The organism is Limnobacter sp. CACIAM 66H1, assembly GCF_001601825.1.
Taxonomy (GTDB): Bacteria; Pseudomonadota; Gammaproteobacteria; order Burkholderiales; family Burkholderiaceae_B; genus Limnobacter.
In genome coordinates this window covers 34,450-57,700 of sequence record NZ_LUJK01000012.1, presented here as the reverse complement: position 1 = coordinate 57,700, position 23,251 = coordinate 34,450, and the positions used below count along the sequence as shown (strand labels likewise).

Genomic DNA, 23,251 nt, shown 5'->3' with positions numbered 1-23,251 from the left:
GCAAAGACGCCAAATTTTAAGACGCCAAGCGCATTTGTTCCACGGACATACCCTGATCCGCCGGTTCGGCCCTGCGGCCAATTCCTTCGTAAATCAAGCCATAATCCGCCAGCAGTGCCGGGTCATACAGGTTTCGGCCGTCGAACACGGCCTTTTGGCGCAGTGTGCGGCTCAACATCAAGAAGTCTGGGCTTTTGAACATGCGCCATTCGGTACACACAATCAAGGCATCTGCATTGAACAAGGTTTCTTCTTGGGTTTTAGCAATTTCGAATTCGCCCAGTAAGGGGCCGTCTTGCCGGAATGCGGCCAAGTCTTCTTCCATGGCGCGGCGCGCAGTTTCGTTGGCCACCGGGTCAAAGGCCTGAACTTTGGCACCCCGAAGTACCAGTTCCGCGGCAATGGTGCGGCTGCTGGCCTCACGCATGTCATCGGTTTCCGGCTTGAAGGCCAGCCCCCACATGGCAAAGGTCATGTCGCTGAGGTCTTCGCCGAAGCGCTGAATGATTTTCTCAACCAGCACACGTTTTTGACGCTGGTTGCTGTGGTGGACAGCCCGCAAAATGGACAGGTTCTCGCCCGCTTCCTCGCCTGTCTGGATCAGTGCGCGGACATCCTTGGGGAAGCAGGACCCACCGTAACCACAACCTGCGTACAAAAAGGAAAAACCAATGCGGGGATCCGAGCCAATGCCCGCGCGCACCTGTTCAATGTCAGCACCGATTTTTTCAGCAAGGTTGGCCAGCTCGTTCATGAAGCTGATGCGGGTAGCCAGCATGGCGTTGGCGGCGTATTTGGTCAATTCAGCAGAGCGAACATCCATGCACATCAGTCGCTCATGGTGGCGCTGAAATGGGGCGTACAGCGACTTCATCATTCGCAGGGCGCGCTGACCTGCAGGTGTGTTGTCGGTGCCCAGCACGATGCGGTCCGGGCGCAGAAAATCGTCAATCGCTGCACCTTCTTTCAAAAATTCAGGGTTCGATACCACTGTGAAGGCATGCAGGGCATTGCGTTGCACCAGCATGCGGCGCACTTCATCGGCCACTCGCTCGCCGGTACCCACAGGCACAGTCGATTTGTTGATGATGACCTTAAAGCCGTTCATGTGTGTGGCAATTTGCTGGGCTACTTTAACCACATGGCGCAAATCAGCGCTGCCATCCTCCCGAGGCGGCGTGCCCACGCAAATAAAAATCAGTTCGGCGTGGTTTACCGCGTCTTCAATTCGGGTGGTGAAATCCAGGCGTTGCTCGCGAATGTTGCGTTCGAGCAATTCATCCAGACCAGGTTCGTAAATCGGGCTTTGCCCATTCTGAAGCTGAGTGATCTTGGCGGCGTCGATGTCGCAACACAAAATTTTGTTGCCCACTTCAGCCAAACAGGCGGCTGTAACCAAACCAACATATCCACTGCCAATGATAGAGACGCGCATGTGCTTTGCTTTGATGAGTGATCAATGCGAGCAGTGTGTTGCGGCAGTGTTGCCTGCGTTTGACAGATTTAAGACTGGATTGTGACAGCGCGGGGAGGGGAATTGTCAGGGGATCTAGATTGTGGCGAGGGCGGCAGGGTTGTTTGCTGTGCTTTCAAGCAAAAACCCTTGCCGCGTCATCACCAAACTCATTATTGCAAAGTCAGTTTGTTGTCCTGAGCGCAGCGGCGCAACTGGTGAACCACGGCCAAGGCAACCTGACCAACCACCAAGCAACCAGCAGCCAACAAATTCGGGCCCTCAAGGTTGGTGCCGTTGAGGTACTGAACACCAGCGTTGATTGTGAAGCCAGTGGTCAACATCGCCATAAACAACATGCCAGGTGTGCGAACTACGGAGTCGATAAAGTTTTTCATTTTGGTATCCCTTTTACTTTGGATGCGAAATCAGGGCTTTCGCTTTAACCCTGCAAACTGTGTTGTGTTTGCATGGTTTATATTGTGTACAGTTGTGCACTAAAAATCAATATGTGAAGTTAGAGTTATCTTTCTATAATCGTATAATATTGATTTAAATGAATAAAATTAGTTGTCAATTGTGTACGACCTGTTTCTTTTTTCAAAGCGAAGAGTCCAAACTGATTCACCCAGATCCGGATAGTTCAACACGAATCCCCTGAAAAGCAAGGGGGTTTGCTCCATGTGCCCAGGCACTGGCCAGTTGAACAATACTTCCACCTTTCTGTTTCGGTACAGGGGGTTCAGCACTTCCTGTTCAAACTCGGTCAACACTTCAGGTGCCAGCAGGTCAGTCATTTTTTGTCCGTTGAGCGTGGATTTAAGGTTCGCTCCTTGTAACAACAACAGGGCCGCCGGGTTGGCCAGTTTTATCCTGCGCGATTCATCGAGGGTAATGACTCCATCGGGGGCGTGGGCAATCAGTTCTTCCAATGAATGCATGTCTTTCCAGAGCATGCGGGCCTCGGTCTCATCTCGGTATGATTTGGTGTACCCGATCAATTTCCTGTCGTGGCCGTAGACCGGGGACAAATTCATCCGCAGGTGAATCCGTTGGGCCGAGTCATTCGTTCGTACTGTCTGGATGTTTTTTAACGACTCTCCCTGAGCTGCACGTTGATGAAGTCGTTTTTCGGAGGATTGAAGTTCTTCGGGCACTGTCAGGTTGTGCTCTTGATCATTGAGAACGCTAGCCCGGTCCAGTCCGAACAGCTCTTCTGCAGCCCGGTTCCAAAGCTGAATCCTTCCCTGTGAATCTTCGGCAATGAGCGCCTCTGAGGCGTTGTTGACCATCTGTTCATGCAAATTGAGTGAATCGCGGGTGTCCATCGCTTTTTTCAGCCTGAATGCGGCAAAAACGCTCAATGCAATACCAAATATCATCCAGGCCAGATAAATCGGGTTGTACTCACTCCCACTGCTCGGTTCGCTAGGCCAATACTCCAGTCGCCAACTGCGGTTGCCAAGTTGTACGTCGCGTGTTGTCGCCAGGTGCGGAAACAGGGTGACATTTTTGGGTTCAACATTGTCAAAGAAAAGGATTGGCTTGTTGGCCTCTTCAAGAATGAAAATCCTCACCTGCAATCCCGGCTCCTGAGCGATCCAGGGTTTCAGAAAGCGATCAATTGAAACTGGAAAAGACACCCAACCCAGCAATTCCTCATAGCGAATACCTAGATCACCGGAGGGTACTGGTTTGTCGAACACTGGCATCAGCATCGTGAATCCCATGCGTCCGACATCGGCGTTCTGAATCATGGTGATGGGTTTTGAGACAGCCAATCCTGCTCTTGAAAAGGAGCTCAGGCAGTTCTCGCGACGAATTTTTTCGGAGCCCAAATCGAGACCCTGCGCAGAGTCATTTTCCTTGGCGGGTTCGATGTACTGCATCACGAAGCGGTCCTGTGAAGAGGGACTGATCAACCGGATTTGAAAATCTTTCAGTCCTAGTGCGTTCATTTCCTGAAGAAATCTGGACTCCTCTTTCAAGGGGACCTTTCGCGCAAAACCCAGACCAAGTGCGCCCGGAAAATTCTCTCCCAAATTCAGGCCTGCAACATAGTCGCGAAATCGCGATGGAGTCAGTTCTTGCAAACCAAATGCCGAGATGAAAGTCGCTGTATTCAAAAGGCTCAACTTGTACTCATCCACGGTTTGCTGGAGTTCGTCGGTGCGCCTGTCCAGCAGGTGTTCAAATGCAAGGCGCTGGTGTTCGATGGCCTTGTTTTGCAGTGTGATTCCGATCGCGAGGCTCAGGCCCGTGCCAAGCAAACACAGCACAGCTGCATACATCCAGTTTCCGGATAATTGTTTCATCACGCGTATCTCAATCTGGTGAATCTGATTGTTGTTGGAGTCGGGCGCGAATGTCGTCGATCAACACGTCTGGATCAAATGGCTTGGTGATGAAGTTCGTGAAACCAATGTGTAGACATTCCTCTTTCATGCTGTTGCTGACATGGCCAGAGACCGCATACACTGGCAGCCCTTGCAGCTCCGGGTGTCGGCGGATTAGTCGGGTTGCCTCCAGGCCGTCCATGACGGGCATCTGCAGATCCATGAGCACGGCATCAAACCTGGCACTTCCACGGGTGAGCAGGGCCAGGGCATCCGCCCCGTTACTGACACAGGTCACCGAAATGCCCCGATTCTCCAGTAACTTTTTGAATACCTTGGCATTCAGTGAATTGTCTTCAGCCAGCAGCAAGTGCATGGGGTCAAGGCCTGCTGATTCAACTGAAGAAAGTCGTTCCCTGTGGTCCTGTTCATAGGCACGGCTTAAGCGTTGCCGTGTCAGAGGTTTCATGAGCAGACGAATGTGGTGCTTTTCCGCAACTGCAGGCAAATCCTTGCCAAGCCACACCATGTGTTGGGTCAAATGCTGTTGCGTGTCCAGAAACTGGTCCAGCCAGTCCAATTTGTCCGTACTTAGCGGTTCAGGTATGTCCAGCAATACACGGGCATTGTCGTGTCTCGGCAAAATCTTGTCGCTGTTGCTGTTACGTTGAAGAAAGCGGACCTGCCAATCAGGCTCCAGGCAAGTCGCAAGATGAGGTTCCAAGGCCATGTCCCCGACATGTAGCAATATCCGGTTGCCTGGACTGCTCTGAGAATCCCGTTGATCCTGCTGTTGTTCGCCATGTTCGAGCGGTACGCGAAATTCAAATTGAGTGCCCAGATTGGGTTTGCTTTGAACCTGTATCGTTCCTCCCATTACCTCGATGATTTGCCGGCAGATAGCGAGGCCAAGCCCGGCGCCGTTGTAGCGCTTCTGAAGTGAGGAGTCCACCTGGTAGAACGCATCGAAAATCCGCTCAATGTCGTTTTGGGGAATACCCACGCCCGTGTCAGAGACTTCGACAATGAGTTGGTCGCGTTCTCGGCTCTCGGTGACTACATAAATTCTTACTTTCACGCTTCCGAACATCGTGAACTTGAATGCGTTGGAAATCAGATTCTGGATCACCTGTTCAATTCGGCCTCGGTCACCCAGATAGTGAGTTCGGCTGGGCGATGGCTCCAGAAGAATAGGTTCCACTCCAGGTTTTTGAAGCCATTGCTGTTGCAGCATGTTTGCGGTGTTGTCGACCAGGGTCGCGAGCTGGAAACTGCTGTGATTGAGTCGAAAGTATCCCTGTCGAATTTTGGAAAGATCCAGAAGATCATTGACAATCACATTGACTGCTTCGCTGGATTGTTTGATTGCCTTGCCCAAATCCTGCACCTCGGTGGAATAGGCTGGGGTATCCAGCATCATTGCAATGCTGTTGATCGATGTCAGCGGTGTCCGGATTTCATGCGACACGTTGGCAATCAGTTTGTCTTTCAGTTCGTTGGCCGATTTTGCCAATTCGTAGGCTGCGTGCATCGCTTTGCGTGACCGGTATTCATGGACGGACATCCAGATGACGACGGCCATGGTAATCGCCGCAAGCAGCACAAGAAAAGGATGAATGCCGACAGCGGGGCTCCATCCTTGCTTGGGCACAACTTCAATGGCCCATTCGCCATACGGAAAAAAAACGGTCGATGAAATGGGATCGATTAACCGCAGACCAGGATTGCCATGGATAGGCACCCAATCAGCATGCATGGGGCTTTTTTGCTGAATACGTACAATCAGCCCTTGCTGTTCCAGGGGCTCGATCACCGTTTGCTTCACGTACTCAAAATCGATCAATACGGCAGCAAAGCCCATCAAGTCGCGATTGCTGCCGGCGTTGCGTTGGCGATAAACCGGGTATCGAAGAATCAGGGCATTGCCGCCCTGAACGAGTTCACGCGGCCCTTCCATGATGGTTTTGCCGGTCAAGGCTGCCTCTTCGAGATAAGGGGCAGTCATGGGGGCTTTGTAAAGATTCAACCCAATCGCACTCTGGTTCAATGCGGGGTTGGTCAGGAATGTGAGTATTCCGTCAGGTGCGTATTGCAGACTACGAATGGCGGGGTTTTCGACCGAAAGTAGCGTGGAGAAGCGCTCGAAACTGGTCTGGTTCAGCTCTGGAGTTTGCCGTACAAATACCTCAATGGAGTGCAAGTTGGCACTGGCCTTGCCCACAATCTTGTCGAGTTTGTTGGCGTGGTGGTCCAGGGTATAGCGCACCTCTGCTTTGACGCGTTGAGCCTCACTTTGCTGTTGGATGGAATTGAACAGCACCAGACTCAACACGCAAGCGCTGAGAGCCACACCAATTAGCCAAGGCAACAAGCCAAGTGAGGATTGCTTGTTGCTACAGTTGGCAAATGTTTTGTTTGAGGACATGGTGGGCAAGGCTCATTACTTTGCGCTCAGAGTAGTCTTGCCAATCAGTCGATCATCTGCTGATTACAGTGGTTTAATCGCCTCGTTTACAATTGTTATAGATCTTGGGTCTCAGGCCGCGAAATAGGCCTTCATTCGATCCGCATAACCCAGTTCATCTGCTTTGGTCCTGGCCAGGTTGCGATAGGCTTTGTTCACCTTGTCGGTGAGCTTGGCCATTCGAACTTGTGCTTTGTCGTCCATTTCGGCGGTAATCAAACCGACTTCAACCAACAGGTTTTCATCTGAAAACGCAGCGGCAATCAGTTCAATCAATTTTTCGTCGTTCAGCATGTTGGCCAGCTTGGCAATGCGGTCCTTGCGTTGTGCATAAAACGAAATGTGCAGGTTGGCAGCCGGGTCTTTGATCACTTCCATGATCTCGATGGCTTTCTTCTCAGGAATGTAATCCGTAAAACCGCCCAGTACATGAAAGTCACCATGCTCGACCAGTTTGGCAGCAACTTTCTTCAATTGCTCAACCGGCAGATCCGAGAGCATATCCACTGCCCGCTCAGGAATCTGCTCGCGTGCCACTTCAGCCATGAAGTCGGCATCAAACAGTTTGCACAGGCTGATCGCCTTGCTCATGGGCGTGAAGTACGACATATTCGCAGTGATGGCAGGGCCAAACACCTTGGTACACAGTGTGGCACTGATGGAGTCGGGTGCCAGTTTGCCTGCGCCTGCAATCCGCTCGAATACCGGACCGAACTTGTTCAGCAGGCTGTTCTGGAAATTGGTTCGCAATTTTTGTAAAGCCAAAGCATCCAGTTTGTCCAGGTAGGCCAGTTCATCGGCAGATTTGTGCAGTGCTTGTGCCAAACGGCGTAGTTCAGTGTTTCTGTCCATGATTTACAGTCCCAGAATTTTTTTTAACAGTGCTACGCAGCAGGCGGGGAATGTGCTCCAGCGCGTTGTCCATGCTTTGCTTCAAGAATGCGTCGTGGGCTTGGTGTGCAGCGGCCAGGTCGGCGGCCAGTTTCTTTTGACTGGCGGTACTGAGCTGCTCCAGCTCGGGCATGGGCTCACCCAGTGCGTCGATCAATGCGGGGTCCAGTTTGGGCATGCAAGTCTCCAGTTTTATTAAGTTTTGATGAATGATATGTTGAAAATTCGAATTCGACAGTTTTTCTTTCCCGTTTAGAGCATGGTGTCAAATTCAAGTTGGGGGCATATCGCATACACTTTGAACACTCACCTCACACTGATTGTTGATTCATGGCGCGCCTTCAACTGGACTTCCCGGACGAGAACTTTGTTTTCAGCACAACCTTGACGGTTCGCATCACGGACATCAATGCGGGCAACCACCTTGCCAACGATTCCATGATTTCCATGATCTCGGAGGCACGTGCGCGCTTCTTGTTTCAGATGGGGGTGCCTGAACTGTCCGAGGACAAAACCGGCATCATTGTGACCGACCTGGCCACCATGTACAGAAGCGAAGCGCATGCAAGGGATCAGCTTTTGTTTGAGGTGGGGTTGATGGATTTCAACAAATACGGTTGCGATATTGTTTTTAGAATCACACGCCCTGCGGATGGTCGATTAATTTCATTGGCCAAGTCGGGTTTTGTATTTTTTAATTACAACCTGAGCAAAGTCGTGCCAATGCCAAACCAGGTGTTGACTACTTTTGAGCAAGCCTTGGCAAATCAACAGAATCGAAAAAACCAAAAAGAGAATAATCAGTGAACAGCTACATACCCTTGAAAACCCACGAATCGCACTACCTGGACTTGCGCGGTCTGCGCACCCACCTACATTGCTGGGGCCCGGAAGATGCGCCTTTGCTGGTGATGGTTCACGGCTGGATGGATGTGGGAGCAAGCTACCAGTTTGTTGTGGATGCATTGAAACAGGAATACCGTGTTGTCGCTCCGGACTGGCGGGGGTTTGGTTTGAGTGATTGGCCGGTAGCCGACGGCTCGCCCGGCATTCGCTCTTACTGGTTTCCGGATTATCTGGCCGATCTGGACGCTTTGCTGGATCACCTCTCGCCCACACAGCCAGTGAACCTTGTCGGGCATAGCATGGGTGGAAACATTGCCATGATGTATGCAGGTGTTCGACCACAGCGCATTCGCAGTGTGGTGAATCTGGAAGGTTTTGGCATGCTCGATTCACCGCCTGAAAAAGCACCCAAGCGCTATTCCAATTGGCTCGATGAAATTAAAACACCCAAAGAACTGCGCACTTACAGCAGCCTGGAGGCAGTGGCCAGGCGTTTGCAGAAAACCAACCACCGGCTGAGCGACGAGAAGGCCATGTATTTGGCGCAGTTCTGGAGCCGGGTGGGGAATGACGGTTACAGCTTGCTGGGCGATGCTGCGCACAAAATCATGAATCCAATTGGTTACAGGTTGGCAGAGGCGCAAGCCTGTTGGAGCAATATTGCAGCGCCGGTGTTGCATGTCGAAGCCAAACAGACCGAGGCAGGCATGTGGTTGAGCCGCGCCGGTGAGCCTGTTGATTTTGATGCGTTCCGTACCCGGTTCAACTGCGTGCCCAACTGGAGGCATGTGGTCGTTGACCATGCTGGACACATGGTTCATCACGATCAGCCTGAGGTGCTCGCCGGCTTGATCGAGTCACACATTGCCCAAAGTACGAACGCAGGATAAAAAAAAGCCGACTTCGTGAGAAGCCGGCTTAACCTTTCTCGCTTGCGGAGAAGAGGAGACATGAGGTTGAACACTGTTACAGCGCTCAATGTGAACATTCTCGCGCTTAGGTTTAGGAACGACAAGCAGTTTTGTAGGTAATTTATACTAGACAAAACCATGAACTTTCACGGTTTTGTCACATACACAGGCTTTCCCGATGCCCCACATTACGATTGAATACAGCGACAATCTTCACAACCTGGACGAGTCCTGGGTGTTGCTCCAGGTAAATAAAGCCTTGATGGGACTCGGTATTTTCATGGATGCGGACATCAAGACCCGTATTCACGGTCTGCGTTCTTACCGCATGGGTGTGGCCGCGGCTGAAAGTGGGGACCACGCCTTTGTGGCGGCCACAGTCGAGTTGCTCAGTGGTCGCGAGTTCTCTGTTCAAGAGCACTTGGGGCAAGTGTTGCTTAAGGTGCTCGAAAGAACCTGTCTGCAGACAGACGGCCTGCAAACCCAAATCAGCGTGCATGTGCGGGAAATGCAGTCAGAGCTGTATTTTAAATCGGTCAGCAAGCGCAGCTGATCGCCTTGACCAATCAGGCTCCCAACAATTGATGCGGGTTTTGTCCCTGCATTTTTCGTTTCAACAGTTCAATCAGTCTTGGTTCATCCAGCAAAGCCATGTGCCCTGTGCGGTCAATTACATGATTGGCCGCACCTTCAAGGTGGGCAAAACGGTGGTGCAGTATCAATGCATCAGGAATGGCAATCACGCTACTCATTTTTTGCCGGTGTGCGTCGTCTTCCACGTTCAACTGGTTCAGAAAGTCGCTGTTGGGTAGCATGTCCACCGCACAGTCGCCCACACCCAGATGAGCCATACGGGTGCCATTGTTGGGCGAGGCCAGTGTGAACAGGTGTTGCACCTGGGTGTGGCTGTGCCAGCGGGAGCTCATGGCCTTGCGAACAATCAGCCCCCCCATGGAATGCCCTACAAGATAAGTGTTGGCCCCATCACATTCGGCCTGTTCCAAAACCGTGTCCATGTAATGTCCAAAATCTTGGGCCATGTCGTGCACCGAAGCCAGCAGGTAACGTGGCTGATACAAAGCCACTCGCACGCCACTCCACAGCAGTTCTTCATACAGGGTGGCAAAACACCCGGGTTTTTCCATATACCCCGGTACCATGAACACAATGGGCAACTGGCGGTTGTGAAAGTTTGGGCTGAATTCGGGTACGAATTGCGCTACGCGTTGGCGAAACAGAAAACTGAGGCCAAACAGGTAACCTTCGCGGGCGGCGAGTTTGGCGACTTCGGCCACGCCCAATTTGGAGTGGCTGGATACAGGTGTTTGAGCGGCCATTGGTTGTCCCCTTTTGAAATGCTTAAGGTGTGCTGGCTCGTTTTATTTAAATTACGCTTGTATGCGCATTCACTACAATTGAATTAACGGCAGAAAAGCATCGCAATTGAGCACTTGTTGCAGAAATGTTGAATGCAATAAACATGCCGCCAGCCCTCTGCGTTGGCTTAGTCCACTCAGACTACAGACGGCTGTTTGGTGCCCGTGGTATAGATTTGTCATGAATAAAAAACAAGATGAGGTGAGTAATGAGTGGGAGATTGTTGTCGGCGGTGCTGATACTTCTTGGCGCCAGCGGGTGTGCCACCATGAGCAGGGAGGAATGCCTGGTGGCGAATTGGCGAGAGGTTGGTTTTACCGATGCATCACAAGGTTATACCCAGGCCCGCGTTGCCGAGCACCGCTCAGCCTGTGCCGAGGCCAAAGTGACGGTGAATCTTGAGGAGTACAACAAGGGTTTCGAGCAGGGCCTGAAGAACTATTGCACGGTGAATACGGGTTTTGATCTGGGTTCCAAGGGTGCAGCTTACCCGGATCAATGCAATGAAAAAACCTATCCAAAGGTACGTGCGGGTTACAAAGAAGGGCAGCTCGTTTACAACGTGCAGCGGGAACGCAACGAAGTGGAGCGTCAGTTACAGGACAAGCGGGAGCAGTCCAAAGCACTGACCGAGCAAATTGCACAAAACCGGAGCAGGGCGGACAACAAGGCTTTGTCGTCCAGTGAGCGAAGCAAGGCAGAAAAAACAGTTTCGGCGCTTCAGCGCACCGCAGCTGATCTGTTTCGCGAAACCGGGGAGTTGGAACAAAAAGCCCGCGGTCTGGATTCCAAAATCAACCAGATGCGGGCCAGTTTTCAGCAGCGCTGAGGGATTTTACGCCAGCGTGTCTGCCCAAATATTCTGGGCCCAGCTCCAGGCGTAGGTGCCTTCCAGTTCACTGGGTTCGGCTGATACGCCGCCGGATCCCTCGACGGTCAGGAAGGTTTTCTTCTCGGCGTTGTACACATGCACGCTGGCCACGTGAATCACGTTTTTGGTGGTCACATAGCTGTAGCAGGTGTTGTTGGTCAACGGTGTGGCATTGGGTTCCCAACCGCTGAGCTGAGCCACGATGGCGGCGGCGACCACTTTGGCCTGACTGTTGGCCATGTGGCCGCTCTTTGGCATCAGGGGCGCGCCTTGCACCGAGTCGCCGATCACATGCACATTGGGTGCAACGGTGGATTCGAATGTCATGTAGTTGACCTCGGCCCAACGGTTGTTCAGGTTGGCGATGCCGGAATCGACGGCCAGTTTGCCTGCGCGCTGGTCAGGCAGAATGTTCAGTACGTCGCCTTTGATGGGCTCCTCGAATTCAAAACGCACTGTTTTTGTGGCGCCATCCACGCCGGTGACTTTCATGTTGGGGCGATATTCCAGAATGCCTTTGTACTCGCTTTCCCACACGCCCTTGAACAACTTGCCTTTCGAGGTTACGTCTGCATTCGCATCCAGCAGCAGTACTTTGGATTTCGGCTTGTACTGTTTGAAGTAGTTGGCCACCATGCTGGCGCGCTCGTAGGGTCCGGGTGGGCAGCGGTAGGGGACGAGCGGCACATTCAGAATGTAAGTGCCGCCATTGGGCATTGCTTCCAGTTGCTTGTAAAGAGCCACTGTCTCGGCTCCAGCTTCCCAGGCCTGCAAAATTTGGCCGCTGGCGTTGGCTGCTGCCAAACCCTCAATTGTGTCCAGTTGCAAGTCAATGCCTGGCGACAACACCAGTTTGTCGTAAGGCAAGGTCTTGCCGTTTTTCAGTTTGACGGTGCGTTTGTCCACGTCGATGGCTGTCACGTAATCTTTCACCATCTTCACGCCATGGTTGCGGGCAAGGCCAGTGTAGGGGACGCTGATTTCGTTGATTTTGCGGATTCCGCCCACCACCAGGTTGGACATGGGGCAAGACACGAATGTGGAATTGGGTTCAACCAAGGTCACGTCGAGCTGGTTGCCCGACAGCATGCGCAGGTACTTGGCCGCAGTCGCGCCCCCATAGCCGCCGCCGATCACCACCACTTTGCCTTTGGCACTTTTTGCTGTGGCTGACAAAGGCATGCCGCCCAACAATGCGGTGGCCAATGCGCTGGTTTGTAAAAATTGTCGTCTTTGCATGGTGCGCTCCTTAGTCTTTCTTGCCGAGGTAGTTGGCGATGATGTCGATTTGCTCGTCGGTGTAACCCTTGGCAAGTTGGTGCATCACAGTGGCGGGGCGCTGCCCGGTTTTAAACCAGATCATATTGGTTTTGATGTATTCCACGCTCAGGTTGGCCAGCCCAGTGACGGCGCTGCCTTCCACACCCTGACCATTCGTGCCATGGCAGTTGGCGCAGGTAGCAGCCAGGCTGGCGGCTTGCAGTTTCTTTTCGGGCGTCAGTTCGCTGGCGATGGCACCAGTGCCCAATAGCAGGCCGCTGCCAGCCAGCGTGGCTGCCATCAGCAGCCGTGTGGCGCGTTGTTGTAAGTCAGTCATTGCTGTCCCTCCGGTTCTTATTTGAGTAAATGCTTGGTTCAACATTACGGGTCGAATATGAATCATCACGCATGCAGTGTCAATTAGCCGACACAAAGCGCAATCCACTTTGATTCTAGCGTGGTAACAGGTACAGGCAAGCAGTTTTTTCTCATATGCATATAACAAGATCGAGGTTGGACGTGACTCACTCCAAACGTGCACTGCAAGCAGTACTCCTTTCATTGTCTACTTTGGTGCTTGGCGCCTGCTTGTCGTCAGGCGGGGATGACCCCACCAACACCGCTGGCGGTGGCTCGGTGATCAACCCAGCCGAATCCAACGGACGAGTGTTCCTGATTCAGCCCGGGCCCAATGCCACCGAGGAAATGGTGAAGGCCATGGTGCAGCTCAAGCCCAAGGATATTCTTCGGTTTGACTGCGGCTTTTTCGACTTGAAAACCGGCATTCAGATCACGACCACAGAGGATGTGATCATTGAGGGTTGCGGCATGGATGAAACATTCCTGTCGTTTCGGGACAGCAATTCGCAGGAAGGTTTTTTGGCGTCGAACGTGCGCGGTGTGACCGTGCGCAACCTCACGATTGGAGACTCTCCTGGCGACGCGTTCAAGCTCAAGGGCGTGAACCACGGCACATTAAGAAAAGTGCGTGCGATCTGGAGCAGCGGTCGAAAGTTGCCCGAGGAACGTCCGATTACGGCAGCCAACTTCCGCGATGAAGTGAAGGTGCAATGTACTGACCCCGCACGCCACAACCCAGCCAACCCCAACCCTTTGGAAACCGACAACACCTCGCCTGATTACACTGTGAGCACGGCCTCCGGGCGCTACGGCATTTACCCGGTTGAAAGCCGCAATATTCTGGTCGAGGAAACTGAGAGCATTGGCGCCTCGGATGCCGGCATTTACGTAGGGCAAACCAATATTGCGAAAATCCGCAAGAGCCGTGCAGCCTTCAACGTGTTCGGCTTTGAGATTGAGAACGTGGTGGACGGCGAGTATTCAGAGAATCTGGCCGAATGCAACTCGGGCGGCTTTCTGGTGTACGACCTGGACAACCTGACCCAGTACGGATCGCGCTCACGGGTATTCAAGAACATTGCCCGCAACAACAACACGTACAACTTTGCGGTGCCCGGCTCGATTGTGGCCAACGTGCCGCGCGGTTCAGGCCTGATTACTTTGGCCTACGACAAAATCGATATTTACGACAACGTGTTTGAGAACAACGGCACTGCGGGCATTATTTTGACCAGCTACGATTTGCTGGGTGAGAACGGTGACCGTCGCATGGACGTGTATTCGGAAGCTGTGAACATTTTCGACAACACCTTCATCAACAATGGCAATGATTTGCCTCAACCCGATTTTGCGACCATTTTGGCAACGCAAGGTGGACAGGTCACCAGTGCATTTCCTGCAGTGGTGGGCTTGAAAAACGCCCTGGGCGGTGGTGGTTATCGTGGCGCACACATTGTGTGGGATGGCTACACCGACACCTTGAACAGCAGCTGTGACCTACCCAAAGACCGCAACGGCAACCCTGTGGCTGTGGACGCCGATGGCAAACCGATACAGGGCAACCAAAACCCCAATCCAAGCTGCCGTTACAACAAATACAAGTTTGAATCGAATGGGCAGCGCAAGGTACCCGCTTGGTGGTTCAGCTGTATCAACCCCAACAACAATTTTGGATCAGACAGCCTGGCCTTTGCAAACTTTCACGGCACCCGTGGTCTGGATGCAGTCATTAACCTGAATACCAATGACCCCACGGCCAACTTGTCGCTGGAATACATTCAATCCATTGCCACAGGCATTCCCTTGTTACCCAGTGAGTTCGACATCAGCAAACACGATTGCATGGCGCGCTTTGGCGCTGACCTGCCGCGTTTGCCCGACTTCGAGTTTGAACCGTTCGAGCCTAGTGGGCAGTTTGCACCGGAGCCCGCTGCCGAGGCTGTGAAAGCGCTTTGTGAAGTGCCCCTGAAAGCAGGTGTGGTGAACCAGGCGGCTGCACAAGTCAACTGTCCTGATTTGGCTCAGTACAACCTGTTTGCCGATGACCAGAACCCGGCCAGCAAACCGAACGGGCAGGGCATGCCGTATGTGTTGAACAGCAAGCTGTTCAGCGATTACTCCATCAAGCATCGGGTGATATTCATTCCGGAAGGCAAGCAGGCCCGCTTCCTGGAGGACGAGGCCAGTCGCGTGAATTCCACCATTGAGTTCCCGGTGGGGACCATCATTGCCAAAACTTTCTCATTTGTAGATCAGCCGCGTGCCAAAGAGACGCCTTATGAAACGCGTTTGCTGATCAAGCGCCAACGCACCGATGGGCAGAACTACTGGGAAGCGCTGGAGTACATTTGGCAAGATGCGGGCAACGGCAAGCGCAAAGCCGTATTGACGCAGTTTGGCGGCACTGCCTCGGCCAATTGGGATTATGTGGATGTGGACTCGGGCAAGCGCCAGGTGGGCAGCACCAACGCGTACTTGTTCCCCAACGCCAGTCAGTGTGCCATTTGCCACAGCAACAACGATGTTGATCCCGGTTCCGCACCCATCGGTCCCAAGCCGCGCAATTTGAACCGCGCCTATGTGAACGAGTCGCCCTTGTTCACCGGGCAGGCGCAGCATCCGGTCAATGGCAAAAACCAGTTGAAGTTCATGTGTGACACGGGATTGATGAATGGTTGCCCAAGCAGCTTTGAGCTGGACCAGCGTCAAGTGGCCACCAACGTGAACCACATTCCAAAATTCAACAAGCCTGGCGACTCTGGCTTGCCTGCCAATTCCAAAGGGGACATCGAGGCGCGGGCAAGGGCCTACCTGGAAGTGAACTGTGCGCACTGCCACAACGTCAACGGGCAGGCCTCCAACACCGGCTTCTATGTGGATGTGTTCCGCGCCGTGGACAGTACCTATGGCATTTGTAAAAAGCCCACTGCCAGTGGATCGGAAGGGCGGGGAACCCGCACTTACGATATTCACCCGGCCATGTCCAGTGACTCGATTGTGCCCTATCGCATGGGCCCCGAGGCGGTGGAGCTGGCTGCCAAGATGCCGCCCTTGGCACGCAGTGTGGTGCATGATGAGGCAGTGGCTTTGATCAATCAGTGGATCGATCAAGTCATCGATTCAAGTTATGAAAACGCCGATGCCTGCCAAGAGGGCAACACGTCCGGCGGTGGTTTGCCCTTGATTGGAGGTCTGCCCCTGTTACCATAAGGGGATGGAATTTCTCAAAAACCCCACTGCATTGTTCTTGTTCAAGCTGGCCATCACTTTCGGGTTGATGGCCAGTGGCTTCTTCGTGAACAGGGCCTTGTCCTGGTCGCTTCGCAAGCTTCATCCTTACCACCCCGAAAAAGCCCGCTCCCAACTGGTGTTCTTGAAGAACCTGGTGCGCATGGCCGTATTTTTTCTGCTCATTTCGGTGTGGGCCTCGCAAATCACCGGTGCTTTTCTCAGTGTGGTGGCCATTGCAGGTGCCTTGATCATCACCGGCAAGGAGGTGGTCCTCAGTTTGCTGGGCTATGTGAACATTTCGCTGTCCAAGCCATTCCGGATTGGTGATTACATCGAGATTGGAACCCAGAACGGACGAGTGATTGACATTGATCTGCTCAGCACCAAATTGTTTGAAATCGGCATGTCGGGCAAGTACACCGGGCGCAGGCTTGCTGTACCCAATGCCTTGGTATTGACGCAAACCATCAAGCATTTGTCGATGTTGGGCAAGTTCAGCCTGTACACCATTGAAATTATTTTGCCGTTCAAGGCCGACACAGCCAGAGCGGAGCAAGTGGCCTTGCAGGTGGCCAACACTGTGTCCGCCAGTTGGGTGGAAGAGGCTGATCAGTATTTCGACCGAATTGAGGTGTCGGAATTTGTGGATTTGCCTGGGGCCAAACCGGAGGTGTTCTGGCAAGCCTACAATGAGCTGGCGCACAAAATGATTGTTCGCCTGGCTTGTCCGCTTGAAAAGCGGGGTGATGCAGAGCAGGCTATTTACAAGGGTTTTTGGCGGGAGTTTGGTCCCGTCTAGGGGCTGGACTGACCCGGGAACCTCTTGCGGTGGTGGCTGGTCTATCGGGCGAGACAATGAAATACAACGAAAGGACATTCATGACAAAGTTCGCAGCTCAATCCCTATTCACCCGGTTTGGTACGCTCGCCATGGCGGCACTGCTCTCTACCTCGGCCATGGCCCATGGCAATGACGGGCATTCGCACGACCATGCCAAGGCGAACAGCAGGCACAATGACGCAGCACATGTGCATGGTCAAGGGGAGTTGGAGATTGTTCAGGACGGCAATGGCTTGTTCATCAGTCTGTATTCCCCGCTTGAGAATGTCCTGGGCTTTGAGCGTGCACCCAAAACCGATGCGGAACGCGTCAAGGCACGTCGCGTGGTTTCCCTGCTGAGGGCCAATGGTTTGTTCGCCTTCTCGCCCGAGGCACAGTGCAAGCGAACTAGCCACAAGTTGTATTCTGAAATCCTGAATCCCCACTCCCATGGTCAGGGCGATGATCACCAGCATCACGACAGCGCCGACGGGCATTCGGACTTTAGGGCGGCCTATGAATTCGAGTGCGAGCAACCTGGCAAATTGAAGGCAATTGATGTACGCGTGTTTCGCCAGTTTCCCGGTTTCGAAAAAATCGAGGTGCAGGCCCTGTTCCCCAAGGGACAGGTTGGCGCAACGCTCACTCCCAAGCAGAGCACATTGGTGGTGCAATGACGTCAGCAGTACTTCACTGCGAAAACCTGTCATTCAAATACGCCAGCAGCGGGTTTGAATTAAATATCCCCGAGTTTTCCATGCAAGCTGGTGACACTGTGTTTCTGGAAGGAGACAGTGGCAGTGGCAAAAGCACCCTGCTGAATTTGATGGCTGGCGTGTTGTTGCCTCAAAGCGGCCAGGTTCGTCTGATGGGGCAAAGTTTGAGTGCTTTGTCAGCCAGTCGATGCGACTCGCTTCGGGTGGATCACATCGGTTTTCTGTTCCAGCAATTCAATTTGTTGACTTATTTGAATGTACTGGAGAACGTCACCTTGCCCTGTAAATTTTCAAAGCGCCGCAAACACAACGCTGTTGGGCAAGCTGGTTCGGTGAGGCAGGCGGCCGAACAGTTGTTGAATTCGCTCGGCATGGGCAAGTATCTGAATCAGGCGGTGTCCACTCTGTCGGTTGGTCAGCAGCAGCGGGTGGCCGCTGCCCGCGCCTTGATCGGTCAGCCCGATCTGATTATTGCCGATGAACCCACTTCTGCGCTGGATGCAGGTCACCAGGCCCAGTTCATTGAATTGTTGCTTGCCCAGGCGGCGCAACAAAATACGGCTGTGTTGTTGGTGAGTCACGATCCGAGCCTTGCACAGCATTGTGCCAGACGTCAGCACATGGGGCAGTGGCAGGCATGATTCAAACACTGCTGCTGTTGGCCAGCCGAAGTGCATGGAGCCGCAAAGGCAGTCTTTTGCTGCTGTTGCTCAGTGTGATTACGTCTACCTGCCTGTTATTGGGCATCGATTTGGCCCGTCAAAGCGCCAAGGCCAGTTTTTCAAATGCAGTGGCGGGTACGGATTTGATCGTCGGTGCGCAAACCAGCCCGGTTTCGCTTTTGCTGTACAGCGTATTCCGAATTGGCCAGGCGACGCGGAATGTGCCTTATGCCGAGTTCGAGCGTCTGGAACAGGACCCTCGCGTGAAGTCGGCGCTACCGATTGCGCTTGGCGATTCCTATCAAGGCTTTGCCGTGGTGGGTACCAAGGAGGTCTATTTCAAGCAGTTTTTGTACGGTGCGCGACAAAACCTGCAGTTTGCTCAGGGAAGGGCCTTTGAGGATTACAGCGTGGGCAAGCCAGCCACGGTATTGTTCGAAGCCGTGTTGGGCTCTGAAGTGGCCAAACGTTTGAAGCATCGGGTGGGCGACAAAATTGCACTAAGCCATGGCATGCAAATTCAGCAGACGGAACCCAGCCACGCTGACAAACCCTTTGCTGTAGTCGGCATTTTGCAGCCCACCGGCACTCCGGTCGATCAGAGCGTGCACATTAGCCTGGCAGGTATGGAGGCCATTCATGTGGATTGGGCCGCGGGTGTACCAGTGCCTGGGGCCGAAATTCCGGCTGAGTACGTGACCAAGTTCAACTTGCAACCCAAGTCGGTCACTGCGGTGTTGGTGGGTTTGAACAACCGGGCGAGCGTGTTTCGCATGCAGCGTGAACTGGAAAACAGGCCTGATGCCGCACTGAGTGCAATTTTGCCGGGCGTGGCTTTAAGCAGCTTGTGGCAAACCGTAGGTTTGGTGGAGCGGGTATTGTTGTTTGTGGCGGCATTGGTCGCTGTGGTGAGCGCCTTGGGGCTGACCAGTGTGATGCTGGTAACACTGGGCCAGCGCAGGCGAGAGCTTGCAGTCTTGCGTTCCACCGGCGCAGGCCCGCGCACCGTGTTTGGATTGTTGTTCCTTGAAAGCGCTTTGGTGATGTGGGTGGGTGTTGCTCTGGGCGTGTTGGTGCTTGCACTGGCTGGTGCCGCACTTGCACCCTGGGTTCAGGCACAATTCGGTTTGCAATGGGTGGGGCTTCACGAACTTGGAACGGGATTATTGGCCGTGGTGGCTTTTGCGTCATTTGGAAGTTTGTTGGGGCTGTTGCCCGCATTTCAGGCCTATCGAAACCAGCTTCAGGACGGTTTAAGCCCCAGAACAAATTGATTCAACATAAAAAGTTATTTGCAGGTGCGTCTTTCATGAAAATTGGCAAACTGATCGTGATGGTTGTGGCAGTGGTGGTGCTGACCGCACTGGGCTATGGCCTTGCCTCGTGGTTTATTGGCAAGCCTGCCAAAAATTCAGAAGGTGCAACCCAATTGGAGCAGACACTGGCCCAACTTGCCAGTGACTCCGGGGCGACCGATGGTGAATATGCCGTAGGCGACCGGCTCACCGGCAATGCCGGAAAAGCGGGCAAGGCTGCCACGGTGTTCGACCCCGCGTTTCCCGAGCTGCAATGGGACAACCTCATGCCCGCCGATTGGGACCCAATGGCGGCATTCCGGGGTTTGAACATCGCCGAACTGCAGGACAATGACCCGAAAGCCCAAGAGGCCCTCGAGAAAATGCGAAAGGCTTGGAACGACGCGCCTGTGAACCCGGCTTACACGGGTAAAAAAGTACGTATTCCCGGGTTCGCCATTCCGATTGAGCAAAGCGAGAAGGGGGTGGATGAGCTTTTGCTGGTGCCGTATTTCGGTGCCTGCATTCACACGCCGCCACCACCTGCGAACCAGATCATCCATGTCAAATTGAGCGAGCCCCAGCCAGCGGTGGGTGCCATGCAGGCCTACTGGGTGTGGGGAGAATTGACTGCGAGCAAATTCAGCAGTGAATTGGGTGACGCAGCGTATTTGCTCAGCGCCACGGGCATACAGCCTTACGACGAATGAGTCAGCGACTCACCGAGCTGCTGAATTAGTAAAAACCCCTCTATTTTTATCGTTGACAGCGCGGCATCATGCCCATACCTTTACATCACTCGATGATACAGTCAATAAAACAAACAAACGTTTGATTTACACCGGAGGTTTTGATTCATGGGCAATGTAAGCACTGGCAGAGAGTTCGCCGGAATGCATCATCTTGAGCTTGCATTTCTGGATGATGTGGCGCCCAAGTACCTGAGTCTTGCTCGTCCGCCGCACGGCCTGAAAATTCGCCAATGGAAAAACCGCAGCGCGGTACCTCTGATCAACAAATTGCATGCAGGGCTTTCCGGCCTTAAGCGTCATCAGGCCACGGTGCTCGATCACAAACTCGTGTGGCTGGAAGGCGGTAACTCCGAGGGCACCCCTGTGGTGTTATTGCACGGCTTTGCTTCCAACAAGGAAAACTGGCTGTCACTGGTGCCTTTCCTGTTGAAACAGCACCGTTTGTTTGTGCTGGATTTGCCGGGTTGGGGGGAAAGCCAGTTCAATGCCAATGTGCCTTATGGCCTGGATGATCAGGTTACCCGTGTGGCGGCCTGGATTGAAAACCATGTGCCGGGCAAAGCCCATGTGGTAGGCAACTCAGTGGGTGGTTTGGTGTCGGCTTTGCTGGCCGGGCGGCATCCTCATCTGGTTCAAACCCTGTGTTTGATGAACCCGGCGGGTGGCAAAGGCACTGATCACACCCACTTTGAAGCGGGTTTGAAAGAGGGTCGCAACCCGATGATTGTCGAAAGTCTTGCCGGAGCCCACACCTTGATGAGTCTGGCCATACACAACCGGGCCATCGCTTTGGCGTTGGCGCCTGTCATGGCTCAGGATCTGATCAATCGTCGCCACGTCAACCGGCATTTGTTTCATCAAATGTTTGTCAATGCCCCCAACCCCAATGGCCCAGGCATGTCAGCCACCCAGGCACCTACCCTGATCATGTGGGGCAAAGAAGACCGACTTGTACATTACACCGGTGCTTACACGTACCAGGCCATTATTCCTCATGCGGATGTGTTACTTTTTGACGGCGTGGGCCACTTGCCCATGGTTGAAATTCCGATCCGCACGGCCAAGGCCCTGCAGGAGTTTTGGACGGCCTGATCTTGAGAGGGGATTGAAAGCATGAACATTCGTAAGGCATGCATCATGCTGGGTTTGCTCGGCTTGTTGACAGCATGTGGTAACAACCTGGATGGTGTGTACAAAGACGACCTGGGTTTGCAAAAGTATGAGTTCCAAGGCAATGGCACTGTGTATGTGTCCACCATGGGTGTAACCCGCGAGGCTACCTATGAGGTTGAAGACAAAAAGGTAAAAATCACCAGCGACGGCGAAACCACCATTTATGACCTCAATGAAGACGGCACCATCAAGGGGCCACTTGGAATGACTTTAAGACCCAGCGACGCTCAATAAAATTGTCATCGAATTGAACTGAAACCCGCTCCTGTAGCGGGTTTTTTACATTTGTTCACACAGTTAACCTTTTGTTGCATTCCCCCAAGTGCATTAACCCAATATTGGCCCCCTTTTCCATTTCTTTTCTCCCTATTACTCACATGGGTATCGGCGCAAACTTTCTCCAAGCGTGAAATATTCAAGTTCACTGCGTTTAACAAAGTGGTCCACCGGAGGACTTTATGCGCAGCACCCTCATCGAATTCCTGCAAGTTCTCCATCAGCGGGTAGCCACTGCTTACCTTACCGTGCATGGCGCCTTTGGCAATGGATGGTATGAGGCGTTCGAGCATTCACCAGCCCCCATTGAACCCGCAGTGTGCCCAGTCAAACAACTGATAGGAATTTCTGTTCATGAAAAAACACAATAAGAACACATTGCAAGCGTGGGTCTCTGTGCCCACGGTTTTGATTGCCGCATCGGTCGGGATCCTGGCCTTGGGTGCAATCGTTCAGGGCAGTGTGTGGCCTTTGGCGTTTGGTGGCGTCGCCTTGCTGCTGTGCGCACAGGCCGTTCATGAACTGGGTAAAAAGCGACAGCTTGCCTTGCAGGCCGAGATTGATTCCTTGTCCTCGACTGTAGGTGAGTTGGGCAAGACTGATGACAAAAAAGCAGAACTCATCCAACTGGCTGATACCTGGGCCCCCACCTTGAACAGTCAGTTGAGCACGGCCAATTCACAGATGGAAATGGGCATTGTCAACCTGGCGGAAGCCTTCTCTGAAATTCACAGCAAGCTCAACGACACTGTCAGTGTTGCCGCTGGTGCCGCACACGTGTTGGGCAATACCTCCGGTGGCGGAAACGGCTTGGCTGATCATGTGGCGCAAAGCCTCAATGGCATGCTGAGCAGCATTCGGAATTCATTCGAAGAGAAGGCCACCATCATGCACGAGGTGAAAGGCTTTATTTCCTCGACCGAAGAGTTGGCCAAGATGGCCGCGTCCGTAGAGAACCTTGCAGCCCGTACCAATCTGCTGGCCTTGAATGCAGCCATTGAAGCCGCCCGTGCCGGCGAGGACGGTCGGGGCTTCTCGATTGTGGCCGATGAAGTGCGCAAGCTTTCCATGTTGTCTGCAGAAACTGGCGTGAAGATTCGTGAGCGCGTGCAACTGATTGCATCGGCTGCCAAGAAAGCGGGCGACGGTGCTGCACGGATGGAAAGCAGCGATGAAAAGGTGCTCAGCCAGGCCAGTGAAACCCTAAGCGGTGTCGTTGAACAATTTGAGCAGGTCACCGGGCCATTGCATCAGGCCAGTGAACAAATCATTGCCAATACCAATCAGGTGTCCTCCAGTTTGAACAACGCCGTAGTCCATTTTCAGTTTCAGGATCGTGTGTCTCAAATTCTGGGGCATGTGCAAGACAGCTTGAACCAAATGAAAGGCCAGCTGAGCACCGGCCTGGAATCCTTGAACGTGGCTGCGCTGATGCATGAACTGGAGCGCAAATACACCATGGCCGAAGAACGTGTAAACCACAGTGGCAAGGCCAGCAACAGCGGTGCAGCCAAGCCAGCGGCCAGCAGCGATGAACTGACTTTTTTCTAAACACAC

At 53.2% G+C, this 23,251-nt stretch carries 23 protein-coding genes; 14 read left to right on the top strand and 9 right to left on the bottom strand.

Going from position 1 to position 23,251, the window contains the following annotated elements:
• Nucleotides 1-16 precede the first annotated feature (16 nt).
• The 6 genes from A0129_RS05565 to A0129_RS05540 form a co-directional block, all read right to left on the bottom strand.
• Nucleotides 17-1,435: a UDP-glucose/GDP-mannose dehydrogenase family protein gene (locus A0129_RS05565; RefSeq protein ID WP_291713151.1), complete on the bottom strand. Its 1,419-nt coding sequence runs from the start codon at nucleotides 1,433-1,435 to the stop codon at nucleotides 17-19.
• A 191-nt stretch (nucleotides 1,436-1,626) separates the two neighbouring features.
• Nucleotides 1,627-1,851, bottom strand: a complete 225-nt coding sequence (locus A0129_RS05560) for a hypothetical protein (RefSeq protein ID WP_291713149.1) — start codon at nucleotides 1,849-1,851, stop codon at nucleotides 1,627-1,629.
• 168 nt (nucleotides 1,852-2,019) lie between these two features.
• A complete protein-coding gene (locus tag A0129_RS05555) occupies nucleotides 2,020-3,768 on the bottom strand; it encodes a CHASE domain-containing protein (protein ID WP_291713147.1) in 1,749 nt (582 codons plus the stop codon).
• Between the two features lie 10 nt (nucleotides 3,769-3,778).
• The gene (locus A0129_RS05550; protein WP_291713145.1) at nucleotides 3,779-6,214 is read right to left on the bottom strand and encodes an ATP-binding protein; all 2,436 of its coding nucleotides are present in this window, start codon (nucleotides 6,212-6,214) and stop codon (nucleotides 3,779-3,781) included.
• A 111-nt stretch (nucleotides 6,215-6,325) separates the two neighbouring features.
• A complete protein-coding gene (locus A0129_RS05545; RefSeq protein WP_105028544.1) occupies nucleotides 6,326-7,105 on the bottom strand; it encodes a hypothetical protein in 780 nt (259 codons plus the stop codon).
• A complete protein-coding gene (locus A0129_RS05540; RefSeq protein ID WP_291713142.1) occupies nucleotides 7,089-7,322 on the bottom strand; it encodes a hypothetical protein in 234 nt (77 codons plus the stop codon). Before A0129_RS05540 ends, A0129_RS05545 begins: the two co-directional genes overlap by 17 nt.
• A gap of 152 nt (nucleotides 7,323-7,474) precedes the next feature.
• On the opposite strand from A0129_RS05540, the gene A0129_RS05535 reads away from it, so the two are divergent.
• The 3 genes from A0129_RS05535 to A0129_RS05525 all read left to right on the top strand — a co-directional run bounded on the left by A0129_RS05535 (nucleotide 7,475) and on the right by A0129_RS05525 (nucleotide 9,454).
• Nucleotides 7,475-7,951 (top strand): thioesterase family protein, encoded by a 477-nt coding sequence (locus tag A0129_RS05535; RefSeq protein WP_291713140.1) that lies wholly within the window; start codon nucleotides 7,475-7,477, stop codon nucleotides 7,949-7,951.
• Nucleotides 7,948-8,880 (top strand): alpha/beta fold hydrolase, encoded by a 933-nt coding sequence (locus tag A0129_RS05530; RefSeq protein ID WP_291713139.1) that lies wholly within the window; start codon nucleotides 7,948-7,950, stop codon nucleotides 8,878-8,880. Before A0129_RS05535 ends, A0129_RS05530 begins: the two co-directional genes overlap by 4 nt.
• A 199-nt stretch (nucleotides 8,881-9,079) precedes the next feature.
• Nucleotides 9,080-9,454, top strand: coding sequence for a hypothetical protein (locus A0129_RS05525; protein WP_291713137.1), 375 nt, complete (start codon nucleotides 9,080-9,082; stop codon nucleotides 9,452-9,454).
• Nucleotides 9,455-9,467: 13 nt separating this feature from the next.
• On the opposite strand, the gene A0129_RS05520 is transcribed toward A0129_RS05525, so the two are convergent.
• Entirely contained in the window at nucleotides 9,468-10,238 is a 771-nt protein-coding gene (locus A0129_RS05520; protein WP_291713135.1) for an alpha/beta hydrolase, read from the bottom strand.
• A gap of 248 nt (nucleotides 10,239-10,486) precedes the next feature.
• Here A0129_RS05520 and A0129_RS05515 point away from each other — a divergent pair, with 248 nt between their 5' ends.
• Nucleotides 10,487-11,107 carry a DUF2799 domain-containing protein gene (locus tag A0129_RS05515; protein WP_291713133.1) on the top strand — a complete coding sequence of 207 codons (621 nt, stop codon included), beginning with the start codon at nucleotides 10,487-10,489 and terminating at the stop codon, nucleotides 11,105-11,107.
• Between the two features lie 6 nt (nucleotides 11,108-11,113).
• On the opposite strand, the gene A0129_RS05510 is transcribed toward A0129_RS05515, so the two are convergent.
• Together A0129_RS05510 and A0129_RS05505 are read right to left on the bottom strand one after the other, a co-directional pair.
• On the bottom strand, nucleotides 11,114-12,388 hold the full coding sequence (locus tag A0129_RS05510) for an NAD(P)/FAD-dependent oxidoreductase (RefSeq protein WP_291713131.1): 1,275 nt from the start codon (nucleotides 12,386-12,388) through the stop codon (nucleotides 11,114-11,116).
• 10 nt (nucleotides 12,389-12,398) lie between these two features.
• On the bottom strand, nucleotides 12,399-12,746 hold the full coding sequence (locus A0129_RS05505; RefSeq protein ID WP_291713129.1) for a c-type cytochrome: 348 nt from the start codon (nucleotides 12,744-12,746) through the stop codon (nucleotides 12,399-12,401).
• Nucleotides 12,747-12,928: 182 nt separating this feature from the next.
• On the opposite strand from A0129_RS05505, the gene A0129_RS05500 reads away from it, so the two are divergent.
• The 10 genes from A0129_RS05500 (at nucleotide 12,929) to A0129_RS05455 (ending at nucleotide 23,245) form a co-directional block, all read left to right on the top strand.
• Nucleotides 12,929-15,979, top strand: coding sequence for a parallel beta-helix domain-containing protein (locus A0129_RS05500; protein ID WP_291713127.1), 3,051 nt, complete (start codon nucleotides 12,929-12,931; stop codon nucleotides 15,977-15,979).
• Between the two features lie 4 nt (nucleotides 15,980-15,983).
• Nucleotides 15,984-16,799, top strand: coding sequence for a mechanosensitive ion channel domain-containing protein (locus A0129_RS05495; RefSeq protein WP_291713125.1), 816 nt, complete (start codon nucleotides 15,984-15,986; stop codon nucleotides 16,797-16,799).
• Between the two features lie 80 nt (nucleotides 16,800-16,879).
• Entirely contained in the window at nucleotides 16,880-17,497 is a 618-nt protein-coding gene (locus A0129_RS05490; RefSeq protein WP_291713123.1) for a DUF2796 domain-containing protein, read from the top strand.
• A complete protein-coding gene (locus tag A0129_RS05485) occupies nucleotides 17,494-18,177 on the top strand; it encodes an ABC transporter ATP-binding protein (protein WP_291713121.1) in 684 nt (227 codons plus the stop codon). The genes A0129_RS05490 and A0129_RS05485 overlap by 4 nt, the downstream gene beginning before the upstream one ends.
• The gene (locus tag A0129_RS05480; protein ID WP_291713119.1) at nucleotides 18,174-19,472 is read left to right on the top strand and encodes an ABC transporter permease; all 1,299 of its coding nucleotides are present in this window, start codon (nucleotides 18,174-18,176) and stop codon (nucleotides 19,470-19,472) included. Before A0129_RS05485 ends, A0129_RS05480 begins: the two co-directional genes overlap by 4 nt.
• Before the next feature lie 35 nt (nucleotides 19,473-19,507).
• Nucleotides 19,508-20,203 carry a DUF3299 domain-containing protein gene (locus tag A0129_RS05475; protein ID WP_291713117.1) on the top strand — a complete coding sequence of 232 codons (696 nt, stop codon included), beginning with the start codon at nucleotides 19,508-19,510 and terminating at the stop codon, nucleotides 20,201-20,203.
• Between the two features lie 147 nt (nucleotides 20,204-20,350).
• Complete coding sequence (locus tag A0129_RS05470; RefSeq protein WP_291713114.1) at nucleotides 20,351-21,337, top strand: alpha/beta fold hydrolase; 987 nt, start codon at nucleotides 20,351-20,353, stop codon at nucleotides 21,335-21,337.
• Nucleotides 21,338-21,358: 21 nt separating this feature from the next.
• Nucleotides 21,359-21,652, top strand: a complete 294-nt coding sequence (locus A0129_RS05465) for a hypothetical protein (protein ID WP_291713112.1) — start codon at nucleotides 21,359-21,361, stop codon at nucleotides 21,650-21,652.
• 224 nt (nucleotides 21,653-21,876) lie between these two features.
• Nucleotides 21,877-22,065 carry a hypothetical protein gene (locus tag A0129_RS05460; protein ID WP_291713110.1) on the top strand — a complete coding sequence of 63 codons (189 nt, stop codon included), beginning with the start codon at nucleotides 21,877-21,879 and terminating at the stop codon, nucleotides 22,063-22,065.
• The gene (locus A0129_RS05455; protein WP_291713108.1) at nucleotides 22,049-23,245 is read left to right on the top strand and encodes a methyl-accepting chemotaxis protein; all 1,197 of its coding nucleotides are present in this window, start codon (nucleotides 22,049-22,051) and stop codon (nucleotides 23,243-23,245) included. The genes A0129_RS05460 and A0129_RS05455 overlap by 17 nt, the downstream gene beginning before the upstream one ends.
• Nucleotides 23,246-23,251 lie beyond the last annotated feature (6 nt).

Coding starts and splice junctions, on each gene's coding strand:
- A0129_RS05460 (WP_291713110.1), top strand. CDS start 21,877: ATGCGCAGCACCCTCATCGAATTCCTGCAAGTTCTCCATCAGCGGGTA.
- A0129_RS05505 (WP_291713129.1), bottom strand. CDS start 12,746: ATGACTGACTTACAACAACGCGCCACACGGCTGCTGATGGCAGCCACG.
- A0129_RS05465 (WP_291713112.1), top strand. CDS start 21,359: ATGAACATTCGTAAGGCATGCATCATGCTGGGTTTGCTCGGCTTGTTG.
- A0129_RS05470 (WP_291713114.1), top strand. CDS start 20,351: ATGGGCAATGTAAGCACTGGCAGAGAGTTCGCCGGAATGCATCATCTT.
- A0129_RS05515 (WP_291713133.1), top strand. CDS start 10,487: ATGAGTGGGAGATTGTTGTCGGCGGTGCTGATACTTCTTGGCGCCAGC.
- A0129_RS05485 (WP_291713121.1), top strand. CDS start 17,494: ATGACGTCAGCAGTACTTCACTGCGAAAACCTGTCATTCAAATACGCC.
- A0129_RS05475 (WP_291713117.1), top strand. CDS start 19,508: ATGAAAATTGGCAAACTGATCGTGATGGTTGTGGCAGTGGTGGTGCTG.
- A0129_RS05540 (WP_291713142.1), bottom strand. CDS start 7,322: ATGCCCAAACTGGACCCCGCATTGATCGACGCACTGGGTGAGCCCATG.
- A0129_RS05510 (WP_291713131.1), bottom strand. CDS start 12,388: ATGCAAAGACGACAATTTTTACAAACCAGCGCATTGGCCACCGCATTG.
- A0129_RS05560 (WP_291713149.1), bottom strand. CDS start 1,851: ATGAAAAACTTTATCGACTCCGTAGTTCGCACACCTGGCATGTTGTTT.
- A0129_RS05480 (WP_291713119.1), top strand. CDS start 18,174: ATGATTCAAACACTGCTGCTGTTGGCCAGCCGAAGTGCATGGAGCCGC.
- A0129_RS05455 (WP_291713108.1), top strand. CDS start 22,049: ATGAAAAAACACAATAAGAACACATTGCAAGCGTGGGTCTCTGTGCCC.
- A0129_RS05550 (WP_291713145.1), bottom strand. CDS start 6,214: ATGTCCTCAAACAAAACATTTGCCAACTGTAGCAACAAGCAATCCTCA.
- A0129_RS05490 (WP_291713123.1), top strand. CDS start 16,880: ATGACAAAGTTCGCAGCTCAATCCCTATTCACCCGGTTTGGTACGCTC.
- A0129_RS05495 (WP_291713125.1), top strand. CDS start 15,984: ATGGAATTTCTCAAAAACCCCACTGCATTGTTCTTGTTCAAGCTGGCC.
- A0129_RS05545 (WP_105028544.1), bottom strand. CDS start 7,105: ATGGACAGAAACACTGAACTACGCCGTTTGGCACAAGCACTGCACAAA.
- A0129_RS05535 (WP_291713140.1), top strand. CDS start 7,475: ATGGCGCGCCTTCAACTGGACTTCCCGGACGAGAACTTTGTTTTCAGC.
- A0129_RS05565 (WP_291713151.1), bottom strand. CDS start 1,435: ATGCGCGTCTCTATCATTGGCAGTGGATATGTTGGTTTGGTTACAGCC.
- A0129_RS05525 (WP_291713137.1), top strand. CDS start 9,080: ATGCCCCACATTACGATTGAATACAGCGACAATCTTCACAACCTGGAC.
- A0129_RS05520 (WP_291713135.1), bottom strand. CDS start 10,238: ATGGCCGCTCAAACACCTGTATCCAGCCACTCCAAATTGGGCGTGGCC.
- A0129_RS05555 (WP_291713147.1), bottom strand. CDS start 3,768: ATGAAACAATTATCCGGAAACTGGATGTATGCAGCTGTGCTGTGTTTG.